We start from the raw sequence: 26,058 nt of genomic DNA on the forward strand, positions 1-26,058 counted from the left end.
CAAAATTAACGATTCTGCCAAATACTTAAATCGCCTTTTCGGGTCGAAACATAGAGCTGATTCTCAATCACACGTAATGTATTGACCTCACCACTTGTTTTAGAACGACCAATCAACTTACCTGTTGTCGGGTCGATTAGGTGTAAAACACCATCCAAATCACCAACAATGAGGTCCGATCCCAAGACGACAGGATTACTTAAATGACGGTTTAAGAGACTATCATTTTGCCAAAGCTGTTCGCCTGTTGTTAAGTCATAAGCAGTAAGCTTGCCGTCAGTTGACGAAACAAACACTTTATTATCATAAACTTCTGGACGCTTGGTGCTACTTGAATCTTCACTCCAAACCACACGTTGAGAAGCAAGATCAGTAACAGTTACTTGGCCTTGGAAACTAGTTGTTACCATGAGTTGACCCGCAACAACCGGATCACCATCAATGTCAATTAAACGCTGAATATCAGAACGCCCTTCACTTACTGCAACACGGCGTTGGAAGCGCGGAATACCACTAATCGTATCAATTGCATAAACATATGCATTTGCAGAAGCAATTAAAACAGTGCGAGGGTCAAGACTCACTGGCGATGGTTGACCACGTAAACTGAACTGAACATTTGGCAATTTATATGCCCAAACTTGTTGTCCAGATGATACATCATGTGCAAATACAGTACCGTCATTTGCAATTGTAATCACGCGGCCAGACTGAACTAAAGAAGGACTTAATAAAGCACCGGATAATTGTGCAGTCCATTTTTGTTCACCCGTTGCCTGATCTAAAGCAAATAACTGACCTTTGCTGTTACCAACAACAACAATACCTTCAGCTGCTTCAACACCAGAGCTTAAACCCAATTTACTAACTTTTTTCTCCCAAAGACGTTGTTTACCACGGTATGCAGCAACTTCACCTTTAGGTTCAAGGGTAAAAACAACACCTTCGCTAGCGTCAAGTTGTAAACGTAATGGATCTGCCTTATTCGTAGAAGAAACACTGCGTGAAAACACGGGCACCAAACTCTTATTTGACTCGGTCAATTTCGGTAGTGGATTTGGTTTTGCTTCTTTTACTTTGTTGCTAGAACATCCGACCAATACAGCCGATGCGATTGCAATTGCCAAAGGCAGTTTGAATTTCTGATTCATTAAGACTCTTCCACCTGTGTTTCCAAAATTGGGCGCTCAATCTGTGGATCTTCAACTAAAACGCCAACACTTTCGAGTTTAATTTGTAAAATTTGTCGCTCTTGTTTACGTTCCAGTAACGAATCCCATGCAGCTTGATATGCTTTTTTAGCAGAATCAATATCTTTCTTAGCAACAAAGATATCACCGCGTAACTCTTCTACTGTTGCTTTAAATGCCGGATCGACATCACCAGACAAGGTTTTTAGAGCTTCATCATATTTGTTTTGCGCCAATTGTGCATCTGCTAAACGCAATTTTACAACCTGAATCAGTCCTTCATCTTTTACTTTTGAATTCTCAACTTTTTTCAAAGCTTTTTCAGCAGCAGCATAATCTTGTTTTTCATATGCAAGTTTTGCCAATACAAATTGAGTTTGTATCGCCTGAACTGAATCAATATCGTCTTTTACAATCTTATCTGCCGAAGCTGTTATTGAAGCTAAAGCATTTGGATTATCGGCTGTTGCATTTGCTTCATCCATTAACTGCTGTACTTTTGCAGTTTCTGTCTGGCTCGTTGCAAGATTTCTTTTTTGCCAATATTCCCACCCGAAAAAGGCAATCAATGCAATGAGAATCCCGCTAATCATGGCAGAACCATATTTTTTGGCGAACGACTTTAAGCTGTCGAATTGTTCTTCATCACTTAAGCTCATGTGATTGTCCTTTTCCAGATGTTTCAGTTTATTTTGTAAATTTTTCAATTAAGAATGGTACAAGTTCAGCCAATGCAACTTGTGATTGCTCAGCTGTTGCCAACTCTTTGATAGCAAGCTGCTGTGCTTCCCACTCACGTTCACCCAAAATTATGGCGTAAACAGCCCCAGCCTGATCAGCTTTTTTCATCTGACTCTTCATGCTGCCTTGTGAACCAGTTTTAATGCGGATGTTACTATTCGCAGCTTCTAATTGGTCACGTAATTGTTCTGCCAAAACTAATGCTTTAGATTGATAAGCAGGCTCTGCAACCAAGAACGCTTCACAGTCACGTACAATTTCAGCTTGTTCGACTTGCTCAAGTAGAAGCAATAAACGCTCCATCCCCATTGCAAAACCGACCGCTGGAACAGACTGATCAGCCTTACCTTTTAACTGGCCAACCAAACCATCATAGCGTCCACCTGCACATACTGTACCTTGCGAACCTAATGCTGTTGTTGTCCATTCAAAAACAGTTTTATTGTAATAATCTAGACCACGTACCAATTTTTGGTTAATTACAAATTTAATGCCTGCGGCTGTCAAATAATCTTGTAATTGTTGGAAGTGGCTTAAACTGTCTTCTTTTAAGAAGTCATGTAATTTCGGCGCATTTTCCAGAATTTTCTGAGTCGACTCAATTTTAGAATCTAAAATACGTAATGGGTTTGTTGTTAAACGGCGCTGTGAATCTTCATCCAAAGCATCTTTATGTTCATTTAAGAACGCAACCAAAGCATTACGATATTCCGTACGCTCATCTGTTTCACCCAAAGTATTCAACTCAAGTTGAACCATGTGATCAACACCCATACGTTTCCACAAACGGGCAGTCAACATAATCAACTCAGCGTCGATATCAGGAGTCGCTACACCAAAAGTTTCCACACCAAACTGGTGGAACTGGCGGTAACGGCCTTTTTGTGGTTTTTCATAACGGAACATAGGTCCCATATACCACACACGTGGCGTAGCACCACGCAACAAGTTATGTTCAACCAACGCACGAACACAACCCGCTGTTCCTTCCGGACGTAAAGTCAGTGACTCAGGTGGGTTTCCTTTATCGAAGAATGTGTACATTTCTTTTTCTACGATATCGGTCGCATCACCAATAGCACGTTTAAATAGTCCCGTTTGTTCAACGATCGGCAAACGAATTTGTTGGTAACCATATGCATCCATTAAAGATGCTAAATGCTGCTCGAGACGTCTCCACGCTGCTGTTTGCGTTGGTAAAACGTCATTAAAACCTTTGATTGCGACAATTGAACTCATGATGAACTACGAATAATTTCTTTAGATTTAGCTTCTTCAAGCTCTTGAACACGTTGACGAACCATAGTTTCGATTTCATCAACCAATTGATTGGTATCAATTAAATGGCTTTTTTCACCATTACGATAAACCAATGAACGAGGCGCAGCCCCAACAACCCCGATATCTGCTTCTTTTGCTTCACCTGGGCCATTTACCTTACAGCCAATAACCGAAACGTCCATTGGTGTACGGATATCTTCTAAACGCTCTTCTAAAGCCTGCATCACCTGAATCACGTTAAATTCTTGGCGAGAACAACTTGGACAAGCAATAAAGTTAATACCATTAGAACGTAGGCCAAGCGATTTTAAGATATCAAAACCGATCTTGATTTCATCTTCAGGTTCAGCAGCAAGCGAAATACGCATCGTATCGCCAATGCCTTCCATTAATAACCCACCAAGAGCAATCGCTGATTTCACAGTACCTGTACGGTAAATACCAGCCTCGGTTACACCCAAGTGCAATGGATTATCAATTTGTTGTGAAAGCAAACGATAAGCATCCATGGTTAAAAACACATTCGATGCTTTTACGCTGACTTTAAACTCATGGAAGTCAAGACGGTCTAAAATATCAATATGACGTAAAGCTGACTCAAGAAGTGCCTGCCCTGTAGGCTCGCCATATTTTTTCTGTAAATCTTTTTCTAGAGAACCCGCGTTCACGCCAATACGCATAGAAATACCGTGATGACGTGCCGCAGCCACAACTTCACGAACTTTCTGGTCTGAACCGATATTGCCCGGGTTAATACGCAAGCAGTCCGCGCCATAATCTGCAACTGCCAAAGCAATTCTATGGTCAAAATGGATATCAGCAACTAATGGAACTGAAACACGCTTACGGATTGCACCAAAGGCTTCAGCAGCTTCCATAGAAGGCACTGAAACACGCATAATATCTGCACCTGCATCAACACAGCGCTCAATCTGAGCCACAGTTGCGTCAACATCGCAAGTTTCGGTATTTGTCATACTTTGCACACTAATAGGTGCATCGCCACCGACATAGACCGAACCAACACGGATTTTACGTGTTGGTCGACGTTTAATTGGGTTCTCTATCATTGTATCGCTCAACTCATGGTATTAGCGGGATAAACGGAATTCAGCTTTACCGTTTACCGTATATGGAGACAATGAAATCTGTTCTTGGTTTAGACTTAATGACACAGCCGTTGCATCATCAAGACGAATCTGGAATGGAGACTCACCATTTAAGGTTAAAGTCGATGCCTGACGACCCGTCGCTAAAACCTTCCCTGTTGCATCTACAATATGAACAGAAGTTGGACGGTTAAAGTTTAACACCAATTGGTCACCCACTGTTGCAGAAGCATTCCCTTTCATAGGTAAAACTTCAACATTAGACTGATTTGCTTTTGGCAGCTCAGCATCTTCTTTGTTTGAGGTCCATTTTTGGACACCCATCACAATTAATGACACGACAGCAATAATCAAAATTGCAAGCAGTGCGCGCTTTAACCATTTTTTGTTACGATCACTATTAGAACCCGGTAATTTACCCATGATTTTAATTGGTGAGTTGTTTAAAGCATGATTTGGCAAAAGCCCAGTATCGTTTGCATAAATCTCATCAAAACGCTGGATAATTGCAGTTGCATCAGTATTTAAATACTTCGCATAAGAACGATAATAGCCTTTGATAAAAGTCGCTTCTGGCAAAGATTTATAGTCGTCTTGCTCTAACGCATTAAGCGTTTTCAGCGGCATATTTAAATCTGAAGATACTTGCTCTAATTCTTTTTTCTGAGAAACACGAATTTGACGTAAATACTCACCAGGACGTTGAATATTTCCTAAAGCAGAAGTCGGTAAGCTTGAGCCAGTTGGCTGCTGTGAATTAGGATTTATTTCCATACGGCCTCAGTACTATACTGTAATTGCAAATAACGTTGATATTCTGGACTTTCCGGGAATAAAGCACGTAACTGGTTTACTAAAACTTGCATTCCCATTTTATCCGCATTGGCTCGAGCCACTCTTAAACCAATCCAAAGTGCACGTGCACCCTGATTTTTCTGCCCCACTGTACGAACATATTGTTCATACATTTGTGTAGCAGCCGGAACCTGCTGCTGCAAATAAAAAATTTCTGCTAACTCTAACATTGAAATGTAAGATTCGCGGTTAGCAAGAAGTGCTTGTTTGAATGTTTTTTCAGCACTCGCAATATCGCCTAGTTTTAAATAAATTCGCCCCAGATTTTCTAAAGCCTGGTAACGTTGATCATAGCCTAATGTTGCACCAGCAATACGAAATTGCTCAATAGCATCATTATAACGCTCCATTTGGTACAAATACGTACCATAATTATTACGTGCCTGAGCATTGTCTGGTTCAGACGAAATTGCACGCTTAAAGTAATGTTCCGCTTTTTCTAAATTGGGTTTACTGCCTTCTTGTTGCAATAAAATACCCATCATCATATTTGCCGTTGCATCACGACTATCGACACTTAACGCTTGGTCAAGAGAACGCTTTGCAGAATCCAAGTCACCAGAACGAATGTATTCGGCAGCAAGCTGCGTACGCACTTTTACTGCTTTTTCCGGGTCCTTTTTAACCGTTTGCGAAGTCTGACAACCACTTGTCAAAAGTGCAACAGCAACCCCCATACATAACATGATCTTCAACTTCGGAGTACTCAAAGTCTGCCCTCAATATTATCCTTGTGTACGTAAAATCTCTTGTCGTTGAGCCACTTTCTTTTGCCACTGCTCAGCACGACGCGTACGGTCAGCAACTTGGCCGACCAATTGTCCACATGCGGCATCAATATCATCGCCACGTGTTTGACGAATCGTACACACAAATCCTGCATCAGACAAAGTTTTTTGGAAAGAGATGATACGATTTCGACTTGAGCGTCCATATGGCGCATGAGGGAACGGATTAAATGGAATCAAGTTAATTTTACTTGGTAAGTTTTTAAGTAATTTAAGCAACTGCTGTGCATGTTCAGGTTGGTCGTTCACACCTTCTAACATCACATATTCAATGGTCACATGTTTACGCGCGCTTTCATTACCATCTTTGGCAATATAACGCTGACATGCCGCAATCAACTGAGCTAATGGATATTTTTTATTAATAGGCACAAGTTCATTGCGCAATTCATCATTTGGCGCATGTAGGGAAATTGCTAAAGCAACATCAATATCTTTTGCAAGTTGGTCAATTTTTGGCACAACACCTGACGTTGACAAAGTCACACGTCGTTTTGACATACCATAAGCAAAGTCATCGAGCATAATGTGCATTGAGCTTAATACGGCATCGTAGTTGAGTAGTGGCTCACCCATACCCATCATTACGACATTGGTCACTGAACGCTCGCGCTCAGCAACAGGCACTTCTTCCATATAGGAATAGTTTGCCATCCAAAGTTGCCCAATAATTTCATCTGGGGTTAAATCACGCTGAAAACCTTGCTTACCTGTTGAACAAAATGAGCAGTCCAATGCGCAGCCCACTTGTGAAGAAATACACAAAGTTTTGCGTGAACCTGTTTTATCTTCGGCAGGAATTAATACAGTTTCTACTAAAGAGCCAGAACCTTCACCTACACGAAACACCCATTTACGTGTTCCGTCTTTTGAATAATGACGGTGTACCACTTCAGGGGCTTTAATTTCACAAATTTGTTCAAGCTTTGCACGCAATTTGCCTGAAATATTAGTCATTTCAGCAAAATCAGTAACAAAGTATTGATGAATCCATTTCATAACCTGACCGGCACGAAACTTTTTCTCACCAATATCTTCAAAGAATTTTTCTAATTCAGCACGTGACATGCCAAGTAAATTCACTTTTTCGGCAGCAGGCGATGCTGGCGTGGACGAAGATTGCTGCTGTCCATCAAGATTTTCAGATGAAACGACCACTGCAGAACTCATGTGTATTTACCTAAACCATGTCAAAAAAAGAATATATTGTTCAAGAATCAAACAATATGCTCTTGAGAGAATAAAAAAACCAGATAAGTAGTATACCACTTATCTGGTTTGAATGCTTTCGATTAACGAGTGCGTGGGCAGATCTCGTTGTCAGCAAAGAAGTAAGCAATTTCACGCTCTGCAGAAGCAACTGAGTCAGAACCGTGAGCAGCATTTTCATCGATGCTTACAGCGAAATCAGCACGGATAGTACCAGGAGCCGCTTCTTTAGGGTTTGTAGCACCTAAGATTTCACGGTGAGCAAGAACTGCGTTTTCACCTTCAAGAACAGATACAACAACTGGACCAGAAGTCATGAATGCAACTAAGTCACCAAAGAAACCGCGTTCTTTGTGCTCTGCATAGAAACCTTCAGCATCAGCTTGAGAAAGGTGTTTCATTTTAGTCGCAACAATTTTTAAACCCGCTTTTTCGAAACGAGCAAAAATTTCACCGATGTGGTTTTTAGACACAGCATCTGGCTTTACGATAGACAAAGTACGTTCAATTGCCATGAGTGGCTCCTTTATTTTAAGATTTAAACTTTAAAAAATTTGCCGCATTATACCGATGTCATAGGCAATAATCAGCTTTGAATGTGTAAAAGTTGCGATTTTTTCTACTGTTTTTAGCGAACTTCATCCAACCAAGCCATTTGGATAGCTTCTAGCAATCCTTCGGTTGATTTATTTGGGTCATCACTAAAGTCTGGTAACGCACAAACCCATGCATGTAAATCGGTAAAACGAATCCATTGCGGATCAACTTCTGGATGTGCTTCTGACAATTCAATGGCAATATCAATCGTATCTGTCCAACGTAAGCCCATAGCGGCTCCTATCTGTTTAATCTGCTAAATCAAGAACTGTGTACTTTAGCAAATCCACAAACCTAATCGATAGCTTAAGCTGATAAAAATTACTGTTCGTTATAAAGCAATGCCCAATAATGGCGCGACAAAAATAATCAGACTTGCTACTGCTGCACCAATAAGTGCGCCTACAATCACATCACTCGGATAGTGAAGCCCAAGTACCATACGAGACAATGCCACAAGCACCATGAACGGCAACATCGCTGCAAGCAACACAGGTTGGATATACCCCAACACAATTGTTACCATGACAGCATGTAACGTATGACCTGATGGAAAACTAAAGTGATCGAGTGGTCTTTCACCGAGAACAATCACCTGATGTACTTGGTAAGGACGTGGACGCGTGGTTTTATGTTTTAAGAATTTATAAATTGCTGTTCCAACTGAACCACCAAGTAGCAAATAGATAATTTGCAAGCTATAGGTAATGCCCTGCATTCCCCATACAATCGCCAACATGAGGTACCAAAAAGGTCCGTCACCAGCACGGCTAATAATTTTGAAGAATAATGCCACACGCTGTGAATGAGAGAAATTATTGAGATATAAACAGCCTCGTAAATCGAGATCGAGTATTTTTATTTTTGCATTCTTAAATTTCATGGTTGTTCTCCTATTTTAGGATACTTAGGTGAAGTCCACCGAGGGTTCCTTCACTACCTGATAAAATGCCTGTTCTAATTGCTGTACCGGAAGTTGCCAACCGCTTTGCTGTACTTTATGACAGGCTTGTATGCCCATTTCTCTAAGTTGTTGTATTGAAGGAAGCTGATAAATTTGTTGTATAAAATGGTTCTTATGCCCAAGTGGGCTTAACCAACCGTTTACGCCATGTATTAAATACTGGTGTGCACATGCATAATCATACGCGATAACTGGCAAACCGCTCGCCATTGCTTCCAAAACTACGTTACCAAACGTTTCAACTTGGCTTGCAAATACAAAGACATCGGCACTTGCATATGCGACTGCCAAATCGTGCCCGCGCAAACTACCCGTAAAAATAACATTTTTCGCTTCAGGTAGTGCTTTTAATCGAGCAAGATCCGGGCCATCTCCCACCACAACCAGTTTAGTTTTCTGTTGCTGAATGTTTTGCATAGCTGCATAACTCTCAACGATCAGCTGGACTTCTTTTTCCGGTGATAAACGACCTACATACAACATGACACGTGTATCGGATTCAACGCCCCATTGCTGGCGTAAGCTTTCTGAGCGATGTTTTGGTGAAAAACGAGTAGTATCCACTCCTCGCCCAACAACGACTAGAGGACATGTAATTCCAAAACCGCGTAAAGCCTCTTCCGTGTCCTTGCTCGGAACACAGGTCACCTGAGTATTGTTATGGAACCAGCAAAGGTATTTTTGAATCGGCTTCACCAAAAAGGCCAAATCGAAGAACCTGCTAAAATCTTGAAACGGCGAATGAAAACCACTAGAGACCGGAATATCTTTGGCTTTTGCAGCTTGCATGGCTGTTAAACCTAACGGCCCTTCAGTCACAATATGTACGACATCTGGCACAAATTTTTCAAAAGCTTTTGAAACTTTTAAATATTGGGGCCAGCCAAATTGCAAAGTTGGATATTTTGGAATCGCTTGTGACATGACCAGACATTCTTGTTCTGGCAAAAAATCATGACATTTGGCTTTTTGCTCAGGTCGAACAAGTAGAATTTTATGCCCTTGTTTCTGTAAACCTTGGCATAACTGCAACAAAGAGAGTGCTACACCATTAATTTCAGGCGGCCATGTTTCTGTCACAATCGCAATTTTTAAACGAGGACGAACCAACTCGTGAAGTTGGTGCAATTCCTGAGTATTAGACAAATGCTGTTTTTGTTTAAAATAGAATTGGAAGCTTTCAGGAAGTTGCTGTTGTTTTAATAGTGCTGTCGCGTATGAGCCTTGCATAGCGCCATCCATCAGTATATTTATTTTCATGCTTAAAGATTAAGCAGCTTTCTTGACACTTTGATGATAAATGCATGACAGTTTACTGACATAAAAATTAAAAAAGCACGCTGAGAACAGCGTGCTTTTTCATAAAACAGACAAGAGAACTTAACGGTTCTGCAATTTCGCATAATCCATCAATACATTCGCAGCTTCATTTACGAATGTTTCTTCTTCTGGCAACGCAGGACGTTGATTAGCTTTCATTTTGGCACGAGATTCAGCTAGAGCATCTAGAGAAGCCTGATAGCTTTCCCAGTTAGGGAAAGGTTTTTGACCTGTTGCTATACGACGTTCATTTTCAGCATCTAAAGTTTGCTTTTCTAAACTCAAAAGCTCTGCACGGCGCTTATCAATATCAAGCACAACTTGTTTCTGGTCACTCGTAACCTTCGCAATTGCCGTACGTTTATTTAAATACTTAAACTGTGGATCAACAGCAACACGTTGTTCCGAAAGTTGAGACAGCTTCGCTACATATGGCTGCACTGAACCTTCACGCTTAAATGGTGCAGTCGGAATCGTATCCCACTTCAACGCATTTTTCGATTTACGCTCACCAAACTCTTCGTTATAGATATCAACAAGCTTAATATCTGGCACTACACCTTTGTTTTGTGTACTACCACCAGTTACACGGTAGAATTTACGCTGAGTTAAGGTTGCTTGACCATATGCCAAAGTATCGAGTTGAACCTGAGCTGTACCTTTACCTGTGGTTGTACTACCAATGATAATGCCACGCTCATAATCTTGAATTGCAGCAGAGTAAATTTCACTTGCAGATGCTGATGCCAAGTTCACCAATACAGCGAGTGGACCTGTATAGATTTGCTGACCACCATCGTTGTCTTCAAATACACTTACGTTGCCATTGCCATCACGAATTTGCACAACTGGACCTGACTTAATCACTTGTCCGAGCATACGTGCAACTTCTTCTAATGAACCACCTGGGTCATTACGCAAGTCAATAATAATACCTTCAACTTTCTTGGCTTTTAATGCCTCAAAAGCATTTGCCGTATCTTCAGAAACTGAGCGATATTGCTGACCAGCACGACGTGAACGATAGTCAAAATAGAACGACGGAATTTCAATCACACCTAATAGATGCTTTTTACCATCACGTGTCACTTCAACTGTACGTGAACGAACACCGGCATCTTCTTCTTGAATAACATCACGTACCAAAGTCACATTGCGTGCTTGACTCATTGATGCACCAGCACCAAGAAGCTTCAACGTTACTTTTGTACCGCGCTTACCACGAATCAACCCAACAATTTCCGAACTCGACCAGCCGACCACATCGATCATTTTGCCGCCCTCTTGAGCGACACCAACGATTCGGTCTCCTGATTTCACTTGACCAGACTTACTTGCAGGACCACCTTCTACAATAGTTTCAATCTTGGTGTAATCTTCATTACCACGTTCTGGGCGAATCGATACCCCAATACCTTCAAGTTGTAAGGTTGTTTGGCGGTTCAGCTCTATCGCATCAATTGGCGGATAATAGTTACTGTGCGGATCATAAGTTGCCAACATTGCATTTAATGTTTTATCCAACACATCGTCGCTTTTCACACGACTAATTCTTTCAAGCTGACGCGTATAACGCTTAGTCAAAGTCTGAGCTGGCGTTAAATCTTCGGGGCCTGTTAAATCTTGACCATCAGCAAGTGAAGGGTTCTCTTTTAACGCCTTTTGTTTTGCCTGCTCTTCTTCACGGCTAATTGTTAAATTAATTAACTGAGAAACCAGCATTTTACGCCAGTGATTTTGCTGTTCAGCTGACGTTTTAAAATACGGTGCTTTTTCGCGATCTACTTCAATAAAAGTATTTGGCTGTTTTAAGTTTTGTGGTTTCTTCAACTCAGCAAGCATGAACTCATAAAACTGTTTTAAGCGCTCACGATATTGCTGGTGAATAGCAAATGGCCCAGTTAAATTCCCCGCTTTTAATGAAGCACCAAAATTTGAACCATAGAGCTTTTTATAGTTTTGAACTTCAGCGTCTAAAAATAATGAGTGGTCCGGATCAAGACTGTCTAAGTACATATCAAGAATACGGTTAGATGTGTTCGCATCCAGACGCATATTTAAATAATGTTGGCGGTCTACTAAAGTTGCCAGTTGACGAGCCACCAAGGCTTGCTCTTGCGTTGGCTGGATCGATTGAGAAACAGCAGCAGTATTGGTTGCTGCTCTTGCTTCGTTCATCGTATGAGAGAAGAATAAACCGCCAGTCGCGATTGCTACTGCACAAGCTATAGTTTGAAGTTTCATAAATTCTTAATACTTCCTTGGGTGTTCGTATCTTACACGCTCTGTTATCGATATGAACTAAGCAGATTCAACATCTTAACCAACTAAATTGTTTATACCGTGTAGTTTTATCATATTCTGTACTGACAAAATGTAGCAAATCATTGCAAAATTCGCTTATTGTTTTTCAATCAAAATTCAAATGGAACCAATATGATTGGCGCGTTGATGCTGGACATAGCCGGCACAGAACTTACTCAAGAAGATATTGAACTATTACAAGCTCCGCAAGTCGGTGGCATGATTTTATTTGCACGAAATATTGAATCACCACAACAAGTCCGTGCTTTAACCGACCATATGCGCCAAGTTCGCCCAGATATTTTGATTGCTGTCGACCAAGAAGGTGGTCGCGTTCAACGTCTAAAATCTGGCTTTACATTATTGCCAGCCATGGGCCGTTTTGGCGAGCTCTATATCACTCAACCTCAAAAAGCACTTGGATTAGCTGAACAGTGCGGCTGGTTAATGGCAACTGAAGTTTTGGCTGTGGGGATCGATTTTAGTTTTGCGCCAGTTTTAGATCTGAATGCAATTAGCGATGTAATTGGTGACCGTGGCTTCTCTAAAAATATTGAAGATATCGCTCCGCTCGCTGGCGCATTTATGCGCGGTATGAAAAAAGCCGGCATGGCAAATACCGGTAAGCACTTCCCTGGTCACGGTTCGGTAAAAGCCGATTCACATGTCGCAGCTGCAATCGATAGCCGTAGCTATGACGAAATTTATAACCATGACATGCAAAGCTTTATTAAGCTTATGCCTGAGCTAGATGCGCTCATGCCTGCACATGTGATTTACGATCAGGTTGACCCAAATCCGGCAGGTTTCTCACCTTTCTGGATTCAAGAAGTCCTTCGTAATCGCTTGAAATTTAATGGCGTACTTTTCTCCGATGACTTAAGCATGCAAGCTGCTTGTGTCGCTGGGGGTGCAGATGCGCGTATTCAAGCGGCTCTGGCAGCAGGCTGTGATATGGGGCTAGTGTGTAATGACCGTAGTGCAGCATGTACAGCACTCGATGGTATTGCAAACTTAGAACTACCAAATCAAGAGCGTTTAGAACGTATGCGTGGTCGAATTCCACAAATCCAAGTTGGTGAAACTTTATCGCTTGGAAATGACTGGCAAGCTGTCAAAACAGCCATTGAAGAGTTTAAGAATTCGATTTAAGTTAGTAAAAATTTTAATTGGCTACAAAAACCTATTCACTATCTGATACGCGGATAAGTCATACGCAACCTGCTCATCTGCTGAAGGATATTGATTGCTTCAATATATTTGATAGATGCAGAAAGTGAACAGGTTTTGCGTATGACAATGGTTTTGGTTACTTTTCCCGAAAGAAAAGTAACTCCAACTGAAAGTTCATCCCAGAATGCCAACCTAATTGACAGGACTCCGTCATGCAGGTTCATTCACCATCAATGCATTAGAACCTCTTCATTGTTATTAATAATGAAGATCACACAAAAACAATAAATCGAGTTCAGGACGAATGACACAACACCTTTCAAAACACCGCCACATTTCTTTTACAGCCCACTATACAGGCTATATCTGGTATCAAATGGGGATCTCACATGAAGCACTTGCCACCAGTAAAGGCAAATCACTGGCATATTTAGTTCACCCATTAGAGTCTTGGGCAGAGAAATATGTGGGCGGCAGCATGCGCACGACGCTTAAACAGCGCCATACCATGCTTGATCATGATTTAGAGAAGTTAATTCAAGAAAACCCTGATTTACAAGTTCTTGAAATCGCTTGTGGTTTATCACCACGTGGCTGGTGGTTTAGGCAGCATTATCCTTCCATTAGCTATCGAGAGCTTGATTTACCCGATATGGCACAAACCAAACAAAATGCATTACAACAAATTGAAAAAAATGCACCTGAGGTTTTATCAGTCGATTTATTTACCGAAGCCTTTGCTCAAGCATTTGAAGTATTTGACTCTAATCGCCCACTAGTTGTAATCAGTGAAGGTTTAATCAACTATTTTGATAAAGACTTATTAAAGCAACTGATCCAATCCATTGCCCACTATGGTGCTTCCTTTAAAAAGCTTTATTATTTAACCGACCTGTATCCTGAACCCGTTAAAAACAAACTTGCTAGTATTATCTGGAACAGTAGTAAATTACTTAAACTTATGTCTCGAAGCTCATTTAGTTTTCATTTTAAGACTCCACTAGAAGTGAAAGACTTTTTTAAAGATGCAGGCTTTAGTCAAGTTAACGTTGAACAACCTCAAATATTCTTTGGACAAGTTTCTAGAGACAGCGATGAAGAGCATTTAGGCGACTTAGTCTGGACTATCCATGCTCAATTAAAATAAAAAATGGAAGCCTCGTGAGTTTTGAGGCTTCCAAATCATAAAAGAATTAAACGTTAAGCTGCTTGTTTCTGGCGAGCAATGAAGCGGCTTAAACGGTCAGCAAGCTCAAAGCTACCATGTTTAAATAAGGCACGGACTCCTTGTTCAGTAGCTTCAAAAATTAAACACTCAATCGAGAAAGCACCCTCTTCATCTTCTAAATGTAAAGCCAAATCACGTGGGTGTTCATTTACAAACTCAAGCTGTGCTACATCATCTAACTTCAAATACATCCCAAAGAAAGTCACGTCAACAATCGTCACTGGCACCTCTGTTTCACATTCACGGTGGCTCAGTTTGGTTTTAGGCTGGAGAACTGGTATACGCTCTTCACCTCGGCGTTCCATGTTTTGCATTTGCTCACGCGTCATTGGAATAATGCCATCCAGATTTTGGATAGATTCACCTTTCAAAAATGAAGTGAACAAACTCATAGTTTCTTTACGACGCTGGAGCTGCGGCACATGGTCGGCGTTAGCAATCAGAGCAAATTCCATATTCGGACATTGCAAAGCAAAATTGGCATTTTCATGAGGCAAAGTAAAACTATCGTACTGCCCTGCTGCGACCAGTGTCTTACATTCTGGAATAGGTACATCTGTTAAACGCAAAAGGCGATTACAGTTAATTTCATAACGCTCTCGTTCAGTACCCGTAAATTCTGCCATTTGCCTAAAAAATAATTTTTTAGCTGTAGGCGACATACGTGTTTTATCTAATTTGGCATGATTCACCAAATATAAAATTACCGCTTGCCCAAACTCTTCCATACGATTTTCTTGCATGAGTTTGAGCGACTCTTCCAGAATCATCCGCCAACTTTTACGGGTCTTTTGCATGACACCCATTAAAATCATACGGTCCATCAAATCTGGACGATGATAAGCAAAACAAGAAGCAACAACTGAACCCAACGACATTCCCATTACAGAAACTTTTTGAATTCCGACGATATCTAGCCAACGTCCTAACATTTCCGACAAATCGGGAAGCTCTAATGTTCCAGCAGAAATTCCGGTATCTCGATTGGTAATTTGTTGATTTGCGCCCATAGATGGCAAGTCGATTAAAATCACTGGGCCACTTTCAAATAGTTGTTCAACACAATATTTATACGAGTTAAAATTTTGAAAAGCACCGCCAACAATCACAATCGGTGTTTTGTGAATCGTTTGTGGGTCTGCAATCGCCATGTATTCAATTTTCCAACCGTCAATCCATGTGGTACGAGCTGGCTGTTTAAAACTATCTCTATGGTAGATATCGAAAAACCCAAAACCGGCATAAGCTTGGTTTATCTCCGAATCCATTTGAATAATGGAATTCATATCCTTGCTTCCTCCTTGCTGTAATTTTTTTATGCTGCAAGAGTTCCTTCTTGAACATGTAATCTTTTATGCACAAATCTTTAAAATTTGTATTAGTTTGTATTGCACAAGTCCATTCTAAACAATTGTCTGAAATATACGCAATCGCTGAATTGACCGCTCATCCTGTTTAAGCCGCGAATAGTTTGCAAAATATTTAAATGTTTTTTTATAGCGGTCACATTTTTCCAAAAAAGCCATTCATTGTTCCGCATTTGACTGCTACTATCGTAGTCATTGGTAAATGATTAAAAAATGCTATGCAAGATTCAATTGAACAATATATGCAAAAAGTTGGGCAACAAGCACGTGATGCTTCACGCGTCTTAACAAGTGCTTCTACCTCACTTAAAAATCATGCACTCTCTGCTATTTATACTGCTTTGGAAAACAACCAAGCAGCTATCTTGGCGGCGAATCAAATCGACATGGAAAAAGGTCGTAGCAACCAGCTCGACAGCGCCTTACTTGATCGTCTTGAGCTTACGCCCGCACGTTTTAAAGGGATGTTGCAAGGTTTAAAAGATGTGATCGCGCTTGTCGATCCAATTGGGGAAATTACGGATCTTGCATATCGCCCCACAGGCATTCAAATTGGGAAAATGCGTGTACCTCTAGGTGTCGTTGGTATGATTTACGAATCACGTCCAAATGTCACACTTGAAGCTGCATCTTTAGCAATTAAATCGGGCAATGCCATTATTTTACGTGGTGGCTCAGAAGCACTTGAGTCAAATAAAGCAATCGCAGAAGCGGTGAAGCATGGCTTAAAAGTTGCTGGTTTACCTGAGCACTCAGTACAAGTGATTGAAACTTCTGACCGCGCAGCGGTTGGTCACCTCATTACTATGGCTGAGTATGTAGATGTCATTGTTCCACGTGGTGGTAAAAGCTTAATTGAGCGTGTAACCAACGAAGCTCGTATTCCTGTGATTAAGCATCTTGATGGTAACTGTCATGTGTTTGTAGAAGCACAAGCAGACTTACAAAAAGCGTTACCAATTACCTTGAATGCTAAAACACATCGTTACGGCGTTTGTAATGCAATGGAAACTCTGCTCGTTGATGAAAAAATTGCAGAAGTTTTCTTACCACACATTGCTGAGCTTTATGCTGAAAAACAAGTTGAGCTACGTGGTTGCCCAGAAACACGTCGTATTTTGGGTACTACTGTCAAACCTGCGACAGAAGAAGATTGGTATACCGAATATCTAGGGCCGATTCTTGCAGTTAAAGTGGTTAGCGGTATTGATGAAGCAATTGACCATATCAACAAATATGGTTCGCATCATACCGATGCAATTGTGACAGAGAACTATACTTTGGCACGTCAGTTCTTGGCTCGTGTAGATTCAAGCTCTGTCGTAGTTAATGCATCAACTCGTTTTGCCGATGGCTTTGAATATGGTTTAGGTGCTGAAATTGGTATCTCAACAGATAAGATTCATGCACGCGGCCCTGTTGGCTTAGAAGGTTTAACTTCTCAAAAATGGATTGTGTTAGGTGACGGTCAAATTCGTCAATAAGCCTCCTATTTAAATAAAAACGCCTGATCCATATCAGGCGTTTTTATTTTGTTATTTCCCATAAAAAAGCCAGCCCGAAGGCTGTTTTTTTTAACCATAGATCAATTAGAAAATAAAGTCGGTATTCACAAATTTCGAATAGTGCTCAGACACCATAGAAGCCAGCATACCTTTACTGTCATCCGTCTGTTTAGCCGCAATCATAGAGCGGATCGAGAATGCACGAAGCGCATCATGCACAGAAAGTGTACCTTCTGCAGAATCTTTACGACCACCAAATGGGAATACATCAGGACCACGTTGACACTGACAGTTGATGTTTACACGACAAACTTGATGTACAAGTGTATCGACCAAATGGCCAATTTGCGCTGGGTCACTACCAAAAATACTCACCTGCTGACCATGATCAGAAGTAGTGACATAATCCAATACAGTTTCAATATCATCATAAACAGCAACTGGTACCACTGGGCCAAACTGTTCTTCGCGATACAGTCTCATCCCCTCAGTCACTGGATAAACTACGGCTGGATAGAACATGGTTTTGCAGAATTCACCACCTTCCGGATTAACCACTTTTGCTCCTTTTGCCACCGCATCTTCAATCACTTCAGTCATGTAGGCTGTACGGTGCATGCCTGGTAGCGGCGTAATAGATACACCTTTTTCCCACGGCATACCTACTTTCAGTTTAGCCAGCTCAGTCGTTAAACGGTTAACAAACTCATCGGCTATCGAACGGTGCACCATCAGCATTTTTAAAGCTGTACAACGCTGACCATTGAATGACAATGCACCCAACAGACACTCTTTCACTGTCAGGTCCAAATCAGCATCTGGCAAAATGATAGCTGCATTCTTCGCATCCAACCCCAAAATCGCACGCAGACGGTGAGATTTAGGATGTTGCTTTTTCAAGTGGTCGGCCACTTTACTAGAACCAATCAGTGCCAGTACATTAATTTGCCCAGATGCCAGCAAATGCGGCACTACTAGAGAACCTGGTGCATAAATGGTATTGATCACCCCTTTTGGAAATGAATCACGAAATGCCTCTAGCAATGGTTCAAATAATAAGGTTCCAAATTGAGGCGGTTTAAAAATAATGGTATTACCCATCAGCATAGCCGGGATCAGGGTTGCAAAGGTTTCGTTTAGCGGGTAGTTGTATGGCCCCATACACAACACAACACCTAATGGAGTACGACGAATTTGACCAATGGTGCCTTCACAAAGCGGGAGTTAGCATTATCCAGATCTTTCAGGGCATCAATGGTTTGACGCATATAGGTAATAGTACGATCAAATTCTTTCTCTGAATCAGCCAAGCTCTTGCCAATTTCCCACATGATCAGCTTAATAATCAGATCTCGTTGCTCTACCATGCGTTGAATGAAATTTTGCATACATGCAATACGCTCACTAACCTTCATCATTGGCCATTCGCCACGACCATTGTTATAAGCTCGTACCGCTGCCTCTAGTGCTTCATCGCTTTCTTTTTCGCCCATGACTGGATAACTACCAAGTTCAACTTGCTGTAGGCTACCGTCAGGCTGCTGAATCCAGATCGGAGATAATGTTTTCTTGGTTGCACCAGCCCATAACTTCAACTCACCATCCACGAGTGAGACACGCTGATGAATTTGAGATGGCAAACGTACACTTTCAGGAATACCGTCCACTACTGGAAATTTATGCTGTAAATTATTTAACTGATTCATTCTTCTTAATACCTTATTATTTGTATGTCTTTATATATCCCCGAACCGTACACTGAAATCAGTTCTTCTTCGGATCAATACCACTATTATTATCAGTACTCACCTTGCTTGAACCGTAGACCACAAGGTGAATTCTTAAAGCATGGATAGTTTCGATATTTTCTAGATGAATTTACCCCCGACACACACTATCAGTTACCCCTAGCTTCTGGATAACTTGTTCAATGATCTGTTCTGGTGTGAGAGCAATATCGATAGCAATTGCTTCATTCACATCAGGTTCCTCTAATGTATCTAGCTGGGTTTGTAACAATGCCGGATCAAAAAAATGACCAGATCTTTCTGCAAGTCTTTGCTGTAATAGTTCATAAGAACCTTTTAGATATACAAACTTAACGTTCTGGTCCTGCCCTCTTAAAATATCGCGATACATCCGCTTTAAAGATGAGCATGTAAACACAGCCGTTTCACCATCTCTTTGTTTTGCGTCAATTGCCTGACGAATAGCTTGCAACCATGGCAAGCGGTCTTCATCGGTTAAAGGAATACCTTGGCTCATCTTACTTTTATTTGCAGCTGAATGAAGCGTATCGCCATCAAGAAACTCACAAGCCAAACGCTCTGATAACAACTCACCAATAAGGGTTTTCCCTGTGCCACAAACACCCATTGCTATCACTATCATGGATTACCTACCTCTAATTACAAAACAGCACTAAGCAACAATGTGAAAGACAAACCAAGTACCGAAATAATTGTTTCCAGTACAGACCAAGTCTTCAGTGTCTGCCCAACTGTCATTCCAAAATATTCTTTGATTAGCCAGAAACCAGCATCATTTACATGGGAGAAAATTAATGATCCAGAACCTGTCGCTAATACTAAAAGTTCAGGTCTAACGACTACACCTGCTGCTGCCGCAATAGGTGCAACAATGCTACAAGCCGTGGCCATCGCAACAGTAGCCGAACCTGTTGCCAGACGTATGAGAGCAGCAACAAGCCATCCTAATAACAATGGTGAAAGGTTTGCTTTTAAAGCAGTAGAGACGATTTCATTAGAAATTCCACTGTCTCTTAAAATACCGCCGAAACCGCCACCAGCACCAACAATCAGCAAAATACCCGCAATTGAAGCCAGACATCCACCACAGAATTTTTCAATTTGTTCACGGTTAAAACCCTGCATAGTGCCGAAAGTAATAAAGCTGACCAAAACAGCAATAAGCAATGCAATATCAGAAGTACCAATAAAGCGTAATAACTCATTTGGGAATGTTTTTGGTGCAAAGAAAACATCTGCCCAACTACCAACTAGCATCAATGCAACCGGTAGCATGATCGTAAATAAGGTAATCCCAAAGCTCGGCAATTCACGTGTATTGTTAGTATCTGCTTCAACAAACTGCTTTGCTAAAGGATTATTTTCAGGCAATTTGACATATTTGTTAATCCATAATGCATACAATGGACCTGCAACAACCGCCGTCGGGACGCCAACCAATAAACTGTACATAATGGTTTTACCGATGTCGGCATGGTAAGCCTGTACCGCAAGCAAAGCGGCTGGATGCGGTGGAATCAACCCATGTACGACCGATAAACCCGCAACCATAGGTAAACCAACAATTAATAATGATTTACCTGTACGTTTGGCAATATTGAATGCAATTGGAATAAGAAGTACAAAACCAACTTCAAAAAATACCGGAAGCCCTACAATTAACGCAATGAACATCATAGCCCAGTGAATATGTTTTTCACCAAACCATTTAATTAAAGTAATTGCTATTCGTTCTGCACCACCTGACTCAGCCATCATCTTGCCAAGCATGGTTCCTAACGCAATCACAATCGCAAGGTGACCTAGTGTTTTACCGGTACCTGCTTCATATGATTTAACAATCCCGTCCATTGGCATGCCAACTGCAAGAGCTAAACCTAGAGAAACAATAATAAGAACTAAAAAGGGGTAAATTCTAAACTTCGCGATCATGACAATCAAAGCAACGATCGCAATTAAAGTATAGACAAGCAACATGCCACCCTGAACCGTCTCCATGTGACACTTTCTCCTTGGAATAATGTTATCTAGGCAATGCCTAAATAAAGGTCTTCAACCAGAGATATACTCATTGTTGAAGCACTCATTTTTTATATTTAGTATGACTGGCAACCGCCAGTCACAGCATCACAAAAAATCTAAAGCACCTAAAAGACACTTTAGATTTTTAAACCACAATTACTTTCGTAAAACTCACAACTGACTTGCAATTTGGGCTAAACGGGTAATTTCAGCCCAATCTTGTGCAGCGACAACAGGTTTAGGCGTTAACCATGACCCACCTACACACACCACATTAGGTTGCTTTAAAAAATCTGGAGCTGTCTCTGCTGTAATTCCACCTGTTGGGCAGAAACGTAAGTTTGGAAATGGACCATAAAATGCTTTTAGCATCTCAACCCCACCTGCCTGTTGAGCAGGGAAAAACTTCACAATGTCGTAGCCCAACTCAATCGCTTGAATGAGATCACTCGGTGTCATTACGCCTGGTAAAAGAGGTAAACCTGCATCTTGTGCAGCCAAATGCAAGTCTTTGGTCAAACCAGGTGATACCCCAAATTTAGCACCAGCTTTTTTAGCTTGCGCACAATGCTCAGGCTTGGTAATTGTTCCCACACCCACCACAATGTCATCTGCTAACTGAGATGCACGTTCAATGGCAGCAAGCCCAGCAGCTGTACGTAAAGTAATTTCCAGTACCTTTACACCACCAGCATGCAACGCACGTGAGACATGTTCACCTTGTTCGGCAGAGTCAAAAGCCAACACCGGAATTACTGGACCTAATTTGACAACATCTTCAATCTTGCTCATTACTTTGTAATTCCTTTGTCTTAAATCTGCCCTTGTGGCTCTTCGCCAACAAGTGCACCAAACACAGATGCGCCATGTTCAGCAGGCGCTGCTGCCGCACGGAACACACCAAATAATTCACGGCCAAAACCAACTTCGTTTTCTGCCTGATGTTCTGGTTGAGCAACAGGACGTGACTGCCAAGTCTGCTCATCTAACTCAATATCGAGTACACCAGCTTCAGCATCAATGATTAACATATCTCCGGTTTGAACTTTGCCAATCGGACCATTCAATAACGCTTCTGGAGACAAATGAATGACTGCTGGCACTTTGCCTGAAGCACCAGACATACGACCATCGGTTACTAATGCAACATGGAAGCCTTGATCTTGTAAAACACCCAACACAGGAGTCAAGCGGTGCAACTCAGGCATACCATTAGCACGCGCACCTTGGAAACGAACAACCGCAATAAAGTCTCGGTGCAATTCACCACGATCAAACGCTGCCTGTACCGCTTCTTGCGAGTCAAAAACAATTGCCGGTGCTTTCACTTTACGGTGCTCTGGTGCAACCGCAGAAATCTTGATAACACCACGACCAAGGCGACCTTGCATTAAGCGCAAGCCGCCATCTGGCTGAAACGGCGCATCAATGCTACGGAGTACTTTGTCATCAAGGCTTTGAACTACCCCGTCAACCCAAGTGAGCTTACCGTCAATCAATTTCGGTTCTTTGGTGTAATGCTGTAAACCTTTACCAGCGACAGTCGTCACATCGTTATGTAACAAACCAGCCTCAAGTAAGTTACGAATAAGGAAGGCTACCCCACCCGCAGCTTGGAAATGGTTTACATCGGCCTTGCCATTTGGATAGATTTTTGCGAGCAATGGAACAACAGCAGACAACTCATCAAAGTCATCCCAGTCAATTAAGATGCCAGCCGCACGTGCAATCGCAATAAGATGCAACGTATGGTTGGTTGAACCACCTGTAGCCAGTAGAGCCACAATGCCATTGATAATAGCTTTTTCATCAATAACATGGCCAATCGGCGTGTAGTTGCCTCGCTCGGCAGTTAAGTCAAGTACACGTTTAGCAGCTTCGGCAGTGAGAGCATCACGTAATGGGGTATGAGGATGAACAAATGCCGCACTTGGCAAATGTAAGCCCATCACTTCCATCAACATTTGGTTACTGTTCGCAGTACCATAGAATGTACATGTGCCCTGACCATGATAGGCAGCCGATTCAGCTTCAAGTAAGGCATCGCGTCCTACTTGACCTGTCGCGAATTGCTGGCGGATTTTAGCTTTATCATCATTCGACAAACCGCTACTCATTGGCCCCGCAGGGACAAAAATGGTTGGTAGATAACCAAACTGCAAAGCACCAATCAGCAAGCCCGGAACAATCTTATCGCATACCCCGAGACACAATGCGGCATCGAACATGTTATGGGAAAGTGCAATCGCAGTCCCCATCGCAATGGTTTCACGTGAAAATAGTGATAATTCCATACCGGCATTACCTTGAGTAATACCATCACACATTGCCGGTACACCGCCCGCAAACTGTGCAACACCACCATTTTCACGTGCAGCTGTTTTTATAATATCAGGGAATGTTTTATATGGGGCATGTGCTGAAAGCATTTCATTATATGAAGACACAATGCCAATATTTGGTTCACGGCCAACTTTAATAATTAATTTTTCATTATCTTCCATGCCAGCAAAACCATGAGCCAGGTTGGCACATGAGAGTGCACCACGAGCTGGGAATTTGCCTTGGGCATGTTCAATACGTTGTAAATATGCAGAACGAGTTTTTTGGCTACGCGCAATTACACGTTCAGTAACTTTTGCCAATACTGGATTCGGCAAGTCCATGCTGGACGCTCCTGTACAACCGGATAAGCCGGAACATAAAAATAGACCAAATGATATATTTCATCATCATTTGATAAGGGGGAGGAACAATATTATTAAGGCAAAAAGCGACATGCAAGCCCTAGTCAACTTTACGGTAATACTCGAGCATCGGTATTAAATACAAATTATGTTTAAGTTTTAAACGAGAAGCTGGTTTTATTTTTGACTATATTTATTGGTATATCTGCCTCTATTAACTATGAGAAAATTCTCATAATATCAAAGCAATAAAATATTCTTATAAATGTATTAATACCGACTTTTTTATACTAAGTTTTATATTAAAAATGTTTATGATTTATTCATTTTAACCTATATATAAACGATTAAAATTTAATTTCATTTACGTATATTATTTGTAATACTCCCCTCTAGTTTGATTAAAATAGCAGCACTTCTTTTTTCTTAAAAAATTTATACCAAATATTTGAAAAATACATTAAATAGAAATCTACCTTTCATAAATATATACAAAAAACTGTTTAATTCTTCTACAAAAAAACAATAAATACAGTGGTTAAGCTTTATACTGAGCGAATATTAGTTATAAAAAATTTAATGGTCGATAGTGCTTAAGTCTAATGGGCTAAAGTCTATCTTGGACAGAAAAACAACACATGTTAAAACATCACAACCTGCTCTTAATGCATCACACAATTAATGCCTTTTGATCAGGAAGTTAGGAAAACTATTTTTATATCAGGACTTGGGTATTTCAACGTGGCTACATCAGTATTAGTTATTAATTGCGGTTCTTCATCTATTAAATACGCGCTGGTTTCAGAGCGTCGTGAAGATCGTATTTACGGTTTAGCAGAAAACTTAGGGGCAGCTGATGCTCGTATTAAAGGGATTACCGTCGGTGGAGAACCGCTAGAGCTTTCAATTCCTTATGCTGACCACGCCAAAGCTTTAGAAACTTTACTTGCACGTCTTGCAAACTATAAACCTCAAGCAATCGGTCATCGTGTCGTACATGGTGGAAGCCTTACCAAAGCTGAACTACTCACCCCTGAAATTGTAGAACGTATTCGTGCAGCCACTCCGCTTGCACCGCTTCATAATCCTGCTCACTTAATCGGGATTGAAGCAACGATGCGCCTATTCCCTGAATTACCTCAAGTTGCCGTATTTGACACCGCATTTCATCAAACTATGCCTGCACATGCATACCGTTATGCAATCCCTAAGTTTTTATATACAGAACATAATGTTCGTCGCTATGGTTTCCACGGTACAAGCCATGCTTATGTGTCTGACCGCGGCAGTGAACTGGCAGGAAAATTCCAAAAAGGCGGTTGGTTAACAGCACACTTGGGCAATGGTAGCTCGACTTGTGCAGTGTGGAATGGACAAAGTGTTGATACTTCTATGGGCCTTACTCCACTTGAAGGTGTTGTAATGGGAACACGTAGTGGTGATGTCGATCCAAGCTTACACAGCTTCCTTGCTAAAAATCTTGGCTGGGACTTAGCAAAAATCGATAAAGTTTTAAATAACGAAAGTGGATTACTTGGCTTATCACAACTCTCTAACGATATGCGTACAGTGATTGAAGCTGCTGAAAATGGCAATGAAGATGCTTGCCTCGCGATTGAAGTATTTAGCTATCGCCTTGCAAAATCACTTGCTGCCCTAAGTTGTGGTTTACCAAGTATTGATGGCTTGATTTTTACAGGCGGTATTGGTGAGAACTCAGCTTATATACGTGAAAAAACTCTAGCTTATTTACCTCATTTCGGTTTACAGCTCGATAAAGACCAGAACAACAATTTAAAACGTGGTACAGAAGGCCGTATTGATAGCGGCACAGGTCCACAAATCTGGGTGATTCCAACCGATGAAGAAGGCCGTATTGCCAAAGAAACTCGTCAGGTTGTAGAGGTTTCACAAAATACATCTCCTGAAGTAAGCCTTGCTTAATTACA

At 41.3% G+C, this 26,058-nt stretch carries 21 protein-coding genes and 1 pseudogene; 4 read left to right on the forward strand and 18 right to left on the reverse strand.

The window, feature by feature from the left end:
• Positions 1–5 precede the first annotated feature (5 nt).
• The 12 genes from bamB to C1642_RS07240 form a co-directional block, all read right to left on the reverse strand.
• Entirely contained in the window at positions 6–1,151 is a 1,146-nt protein-coding gene (bamB, locus tag C1642_RS07185; RefSeq protein ID WP_103236124.1) for an outer membrane protein assembly factor BamB, read from the reverse strand.
• On the reverse strand, positions 1,151–1,849 hold the full coding sequence (locus tag C1642_RS07190) for a YfgM family protein (RefSeq protein ID WP_000058788.1): 699 nt from the start codon (positions 1,847–1,849) through the stop codon (positions 1,151–1,153). Before C1642_RS07190 ends, bamB begins: the two co-directional genes overlap by 1 nt.
• Before the next feature lie 28 nt (positions 1,850–1,877).
• The gene (hisS, locus tag C1642_RS07195; RefSeq protein ID WP_000095253.1) at positions 1,878–3,170 is read right to left on the reverse strand and encodes a histidine--tRNA ligase; all 1,293 of its coding nucleotides are present in this window, start codon (positions 3,168–3,170) and stop codon (positions 1,878–1,880) included.
• Positions 3,167–4,282: a flavodoxin-dependent (E)-4-hydroxy-3-methylbut-2-enyl-diphosphate synthase gene (ispG, locus tag C1642_RS07200; protein WP_000572095.1), complete on the reverse strand. Its 1,116-nt coding sequence runs from the start codon at positions 4,280–4,282 to the stop codon at positions 3,167–3,169. The genes hisS and ispG overlap by 4 nt, the downstream gene beginning before the upstream one ends.
• A 21-nt stretch (positions 4,283–4,303) precedes the next feature.
• Positions 4,304–5,095 carry a helix-turn-helix domain-containing protein gene (locus C1642_RS07205; protein WP_000405161.1) on the reverse strand — a complete coding sequence of 264 codons (792 nt, stop codon included), beginning with the start codon at positions 5,093–5,095 and terminating at the stop codon, positions 4,304–4,306.
• On the reverse strand, positions 5,086–5,886 hold the full coding sequence (gene pilW, locus C1642_RS07210; RefSeq protein WP_193789719.1) for a type IV pilus biogenesis/stability protein PilW: 801 nt from the start codon (positions 5,884–5,886) through the stop codon (positions 5,086–5,088). The genes C1642_RS07205 and pilW overlap by 10 nt, the downstream gene beginning before the upstream one ends.
• 15 nt (positions 5,887–5,901) lie before the next feature.
• Entirely contained in the window at positions 5,902–7,134 is a 1,233-nt protein-coding gene (rlmN, locus tag C1642_RS07215) for a 23S rRNA (adenine(2503)-C(2))-methyltransferase RlmN (protein WP_000093084.1), read from the reverse strand.
• A 122-nt stretch (positions 7,135–7,256) separates the two neighbouring features.
• Positions 7,257–7,688 carry a nucleoside-diphosphate kinase gene (gene ndk / locus C1642_RS07220; protein ID WP_000963851.1) on the reverse strand — a complete coding sequence of 144 codons (432 nt, stop codon included), beginning with the start codon at positions 7,686–7,688 and terminating at the stop codon, positions 7,257–7,259.
• Between the two features lie 113 nt (positions 7,689–7,801).
• Positions 7,802–8,002, reverse strand: coding sequence for a Fe-S cluster assembly protein IscX (iscX, locus tag C1642_RS07225; protein ID WP_000524329.1), 201 nt, complete (start codon positions 8,000–8,002; stop codon positions 7,802–7,804).
• A 99-nt stretch (positions 8,003–8,101) separates the two neighbouring features.
• On the reverse strand, positions 8,102–8,653 hold the full coding sequence (locus tag C1642_RS07230; protein ID WP_000669565.1) for a phosphatase PAP2 family protein: 552 nt from the start codon (positions 8,651–8,653) through the stop codon (positions 8,102–8,104).
• Between the two features lie 24 nt (positions 8,654–8,677).
• Positions 8,678–9,976, reverse strand: coding sequence for a glycosyltransferase family 4 protein (locus tag C1642_RS07235; RefSeq protein ID WP_103236125.1), 1,299 nt, complete (start codon positions 9,974–9,976; stop codon positions 8,678–8,680).
• 138 nt (positions 9,977–10,114) lie between these two features.
• Complete coding sequence (locus tag C1642_RS07240; RefSeq protein ID WP_000776302.1) at positions 10,115–12,298, reverse strand: carboxy terminal-processing peptidase; 2,184 nt, start codon at positions 12,296–12,298, stop codon at positions 10,115–10,117.
• Positions 12,299–12,490: 192 nt separating this feature from the next.
• Here C1642_RS07240 and nagZ point away from each other — a divergent pair, with 192 nt between their 5' ends.
• Positions 12,491–13,510, forward strand: coding sequence for a beta-N-acetylhexosaminidase (nagZ, locus tag C1642_RS07245; RefSeq protein ID WP_031999782.1), 1,020 nt, complete (start codon positions 12,491–12,493; stop codon positions 13,508–13,510).
• A gap of 325 nt (positions 13,511–13,835) precedes the next feature.
• On the forward strand, positions 13,836–14,678 hold the full coding sequence (locus C1642_RS07250; RefSeq protein WP_002132835.1) for a class I SAM-dependent methyltransferase: 843 nt from the start codon (positions 13,836–13,838) through the stop codon (positions 14,676–14,678).
• 53 nt (positions 14,679–14,731) lie between these two features.
• On the opposite strand, the gene C1642_RS07255 is transcribed toward C1642_RS07250, so the two are convergent.
• Positions 14,732–16,045, reverse strand: a complete 1,314-nt coding sequence (locus tag C1642_RS07255; RefSeq protein WP_017816405.1) for an alpha/beta fold hydrolase — start codon at positions 16,043–16,045, stop codon at positions 14,732–14,734.
• Positions 16,046–16,344: 299 nt separating this feature from the next.
• Between C1642_RS07255 and C1642_RS07260 the strand changes: the two genes are divergently transcribed.
• Entirely contained in the window at positions 16,345–17,610 is a 1,266-nt protein-coding gene (locus tag C1642_RS07260) for a glutamate-5-semialdehyde dehydrogenase (protein ID WP_001154159.1), read from the forward strand.
• A 105-nt stretch (positions 17,611–17,715) separates the two neighbouring features.
• Here C1642_RS07260 and C1642_RS07265 read toward each other — a convergent pair.
• From C1642_RS07265 to edd, 5 genes and pseudogenes are all read right to left on the reverse strand, one after another.
• Positions 17,716–19,337, reverse strand: a pseudogene (locus tag C1642_RS07265) (NADP-dependent glyceraldehyde-3-phosphate dehydrogenase).
• Between the two features lie 172 nt (positions 19,338–19,509).
• Positions 19,510–20,022 carry a gluconokinase gene (locus tag C1642_RS07270; RefSeq protein WP_103236126.1) on the reverse strand — a complete coding sequence of 171 codons (513 nt, stop codon included), beginning with the start codon at positions 20,020–20,022 and terminating at the stop codon, positions 19,510–19,512.
• Between the two features lie 17 nt (positions 20,023–20,039).
• Entirely contained in the window at positions 20,040–21,398 is a 1,359-nt protein-coding gene (locus tag C1642_RS07275; protein WP_058061622.1) for a gluconate:H+ symporter, read from the reverse strand.
• Positions 21,399–21,593: 195 nt separating this feature from the next.
• Positions 21,594–22,214, reverse strand: coding sequence for a bifunctional 4-hydroxy-2-oxoglutarate aldolase/2-dehydro-3-deoxy-phosphogluconate aldolase (eda, locus tag C1642_RS07280; RefSeq protein ID WP_000034283.1), 621 nt, complete (start codon positions 22,212–22,214; stop codon positions 21,594–21,596).
• Positions 22,215–22,234: 20 nt separating this feature from the next.
• Positions 22,235–24,088, reverse strand: a complete 1,854-nt coding sequence (edd, locus tag C1642_RS07285; protein ID WP_000365488.1) for a phosphogluconate dehydratase — start codon at positions 24,086–24,088, stop codon at positions 22,235–22,237.
• A 762-nt stretch (positions 24,089–24,850) separates the two neighbouring features.
• Between edd and C1642_RS07290 the strand changes: the two genes are divergently transcribed.
• Positions 24,851–26,053 carry an acetate/propionate family kinase gene (locus tag C1642_RS07290; RefSeq protein ID WP_000236000.1) on the forward strand — a complete coding sequence of 401 codons (1,203 nt, stop codon included), beginning with the start codon at positions 24,851–24,853 and terminating at the stop codon, positions 26,051–26,053.
• Positions 26,054–26,058: the final 5 nt, after the last annotated feature.

The sequence above is a fragment of the Acinetobacter sp. AKBS16 genome, assembly GCF_002899995.1.
GTDB lineage: Bacteria > Pseudomonadota > Gammaproteobacteria > Pseudomonadales > Moraxellaceae > Acinetobacter > Acinetobacter baumannii.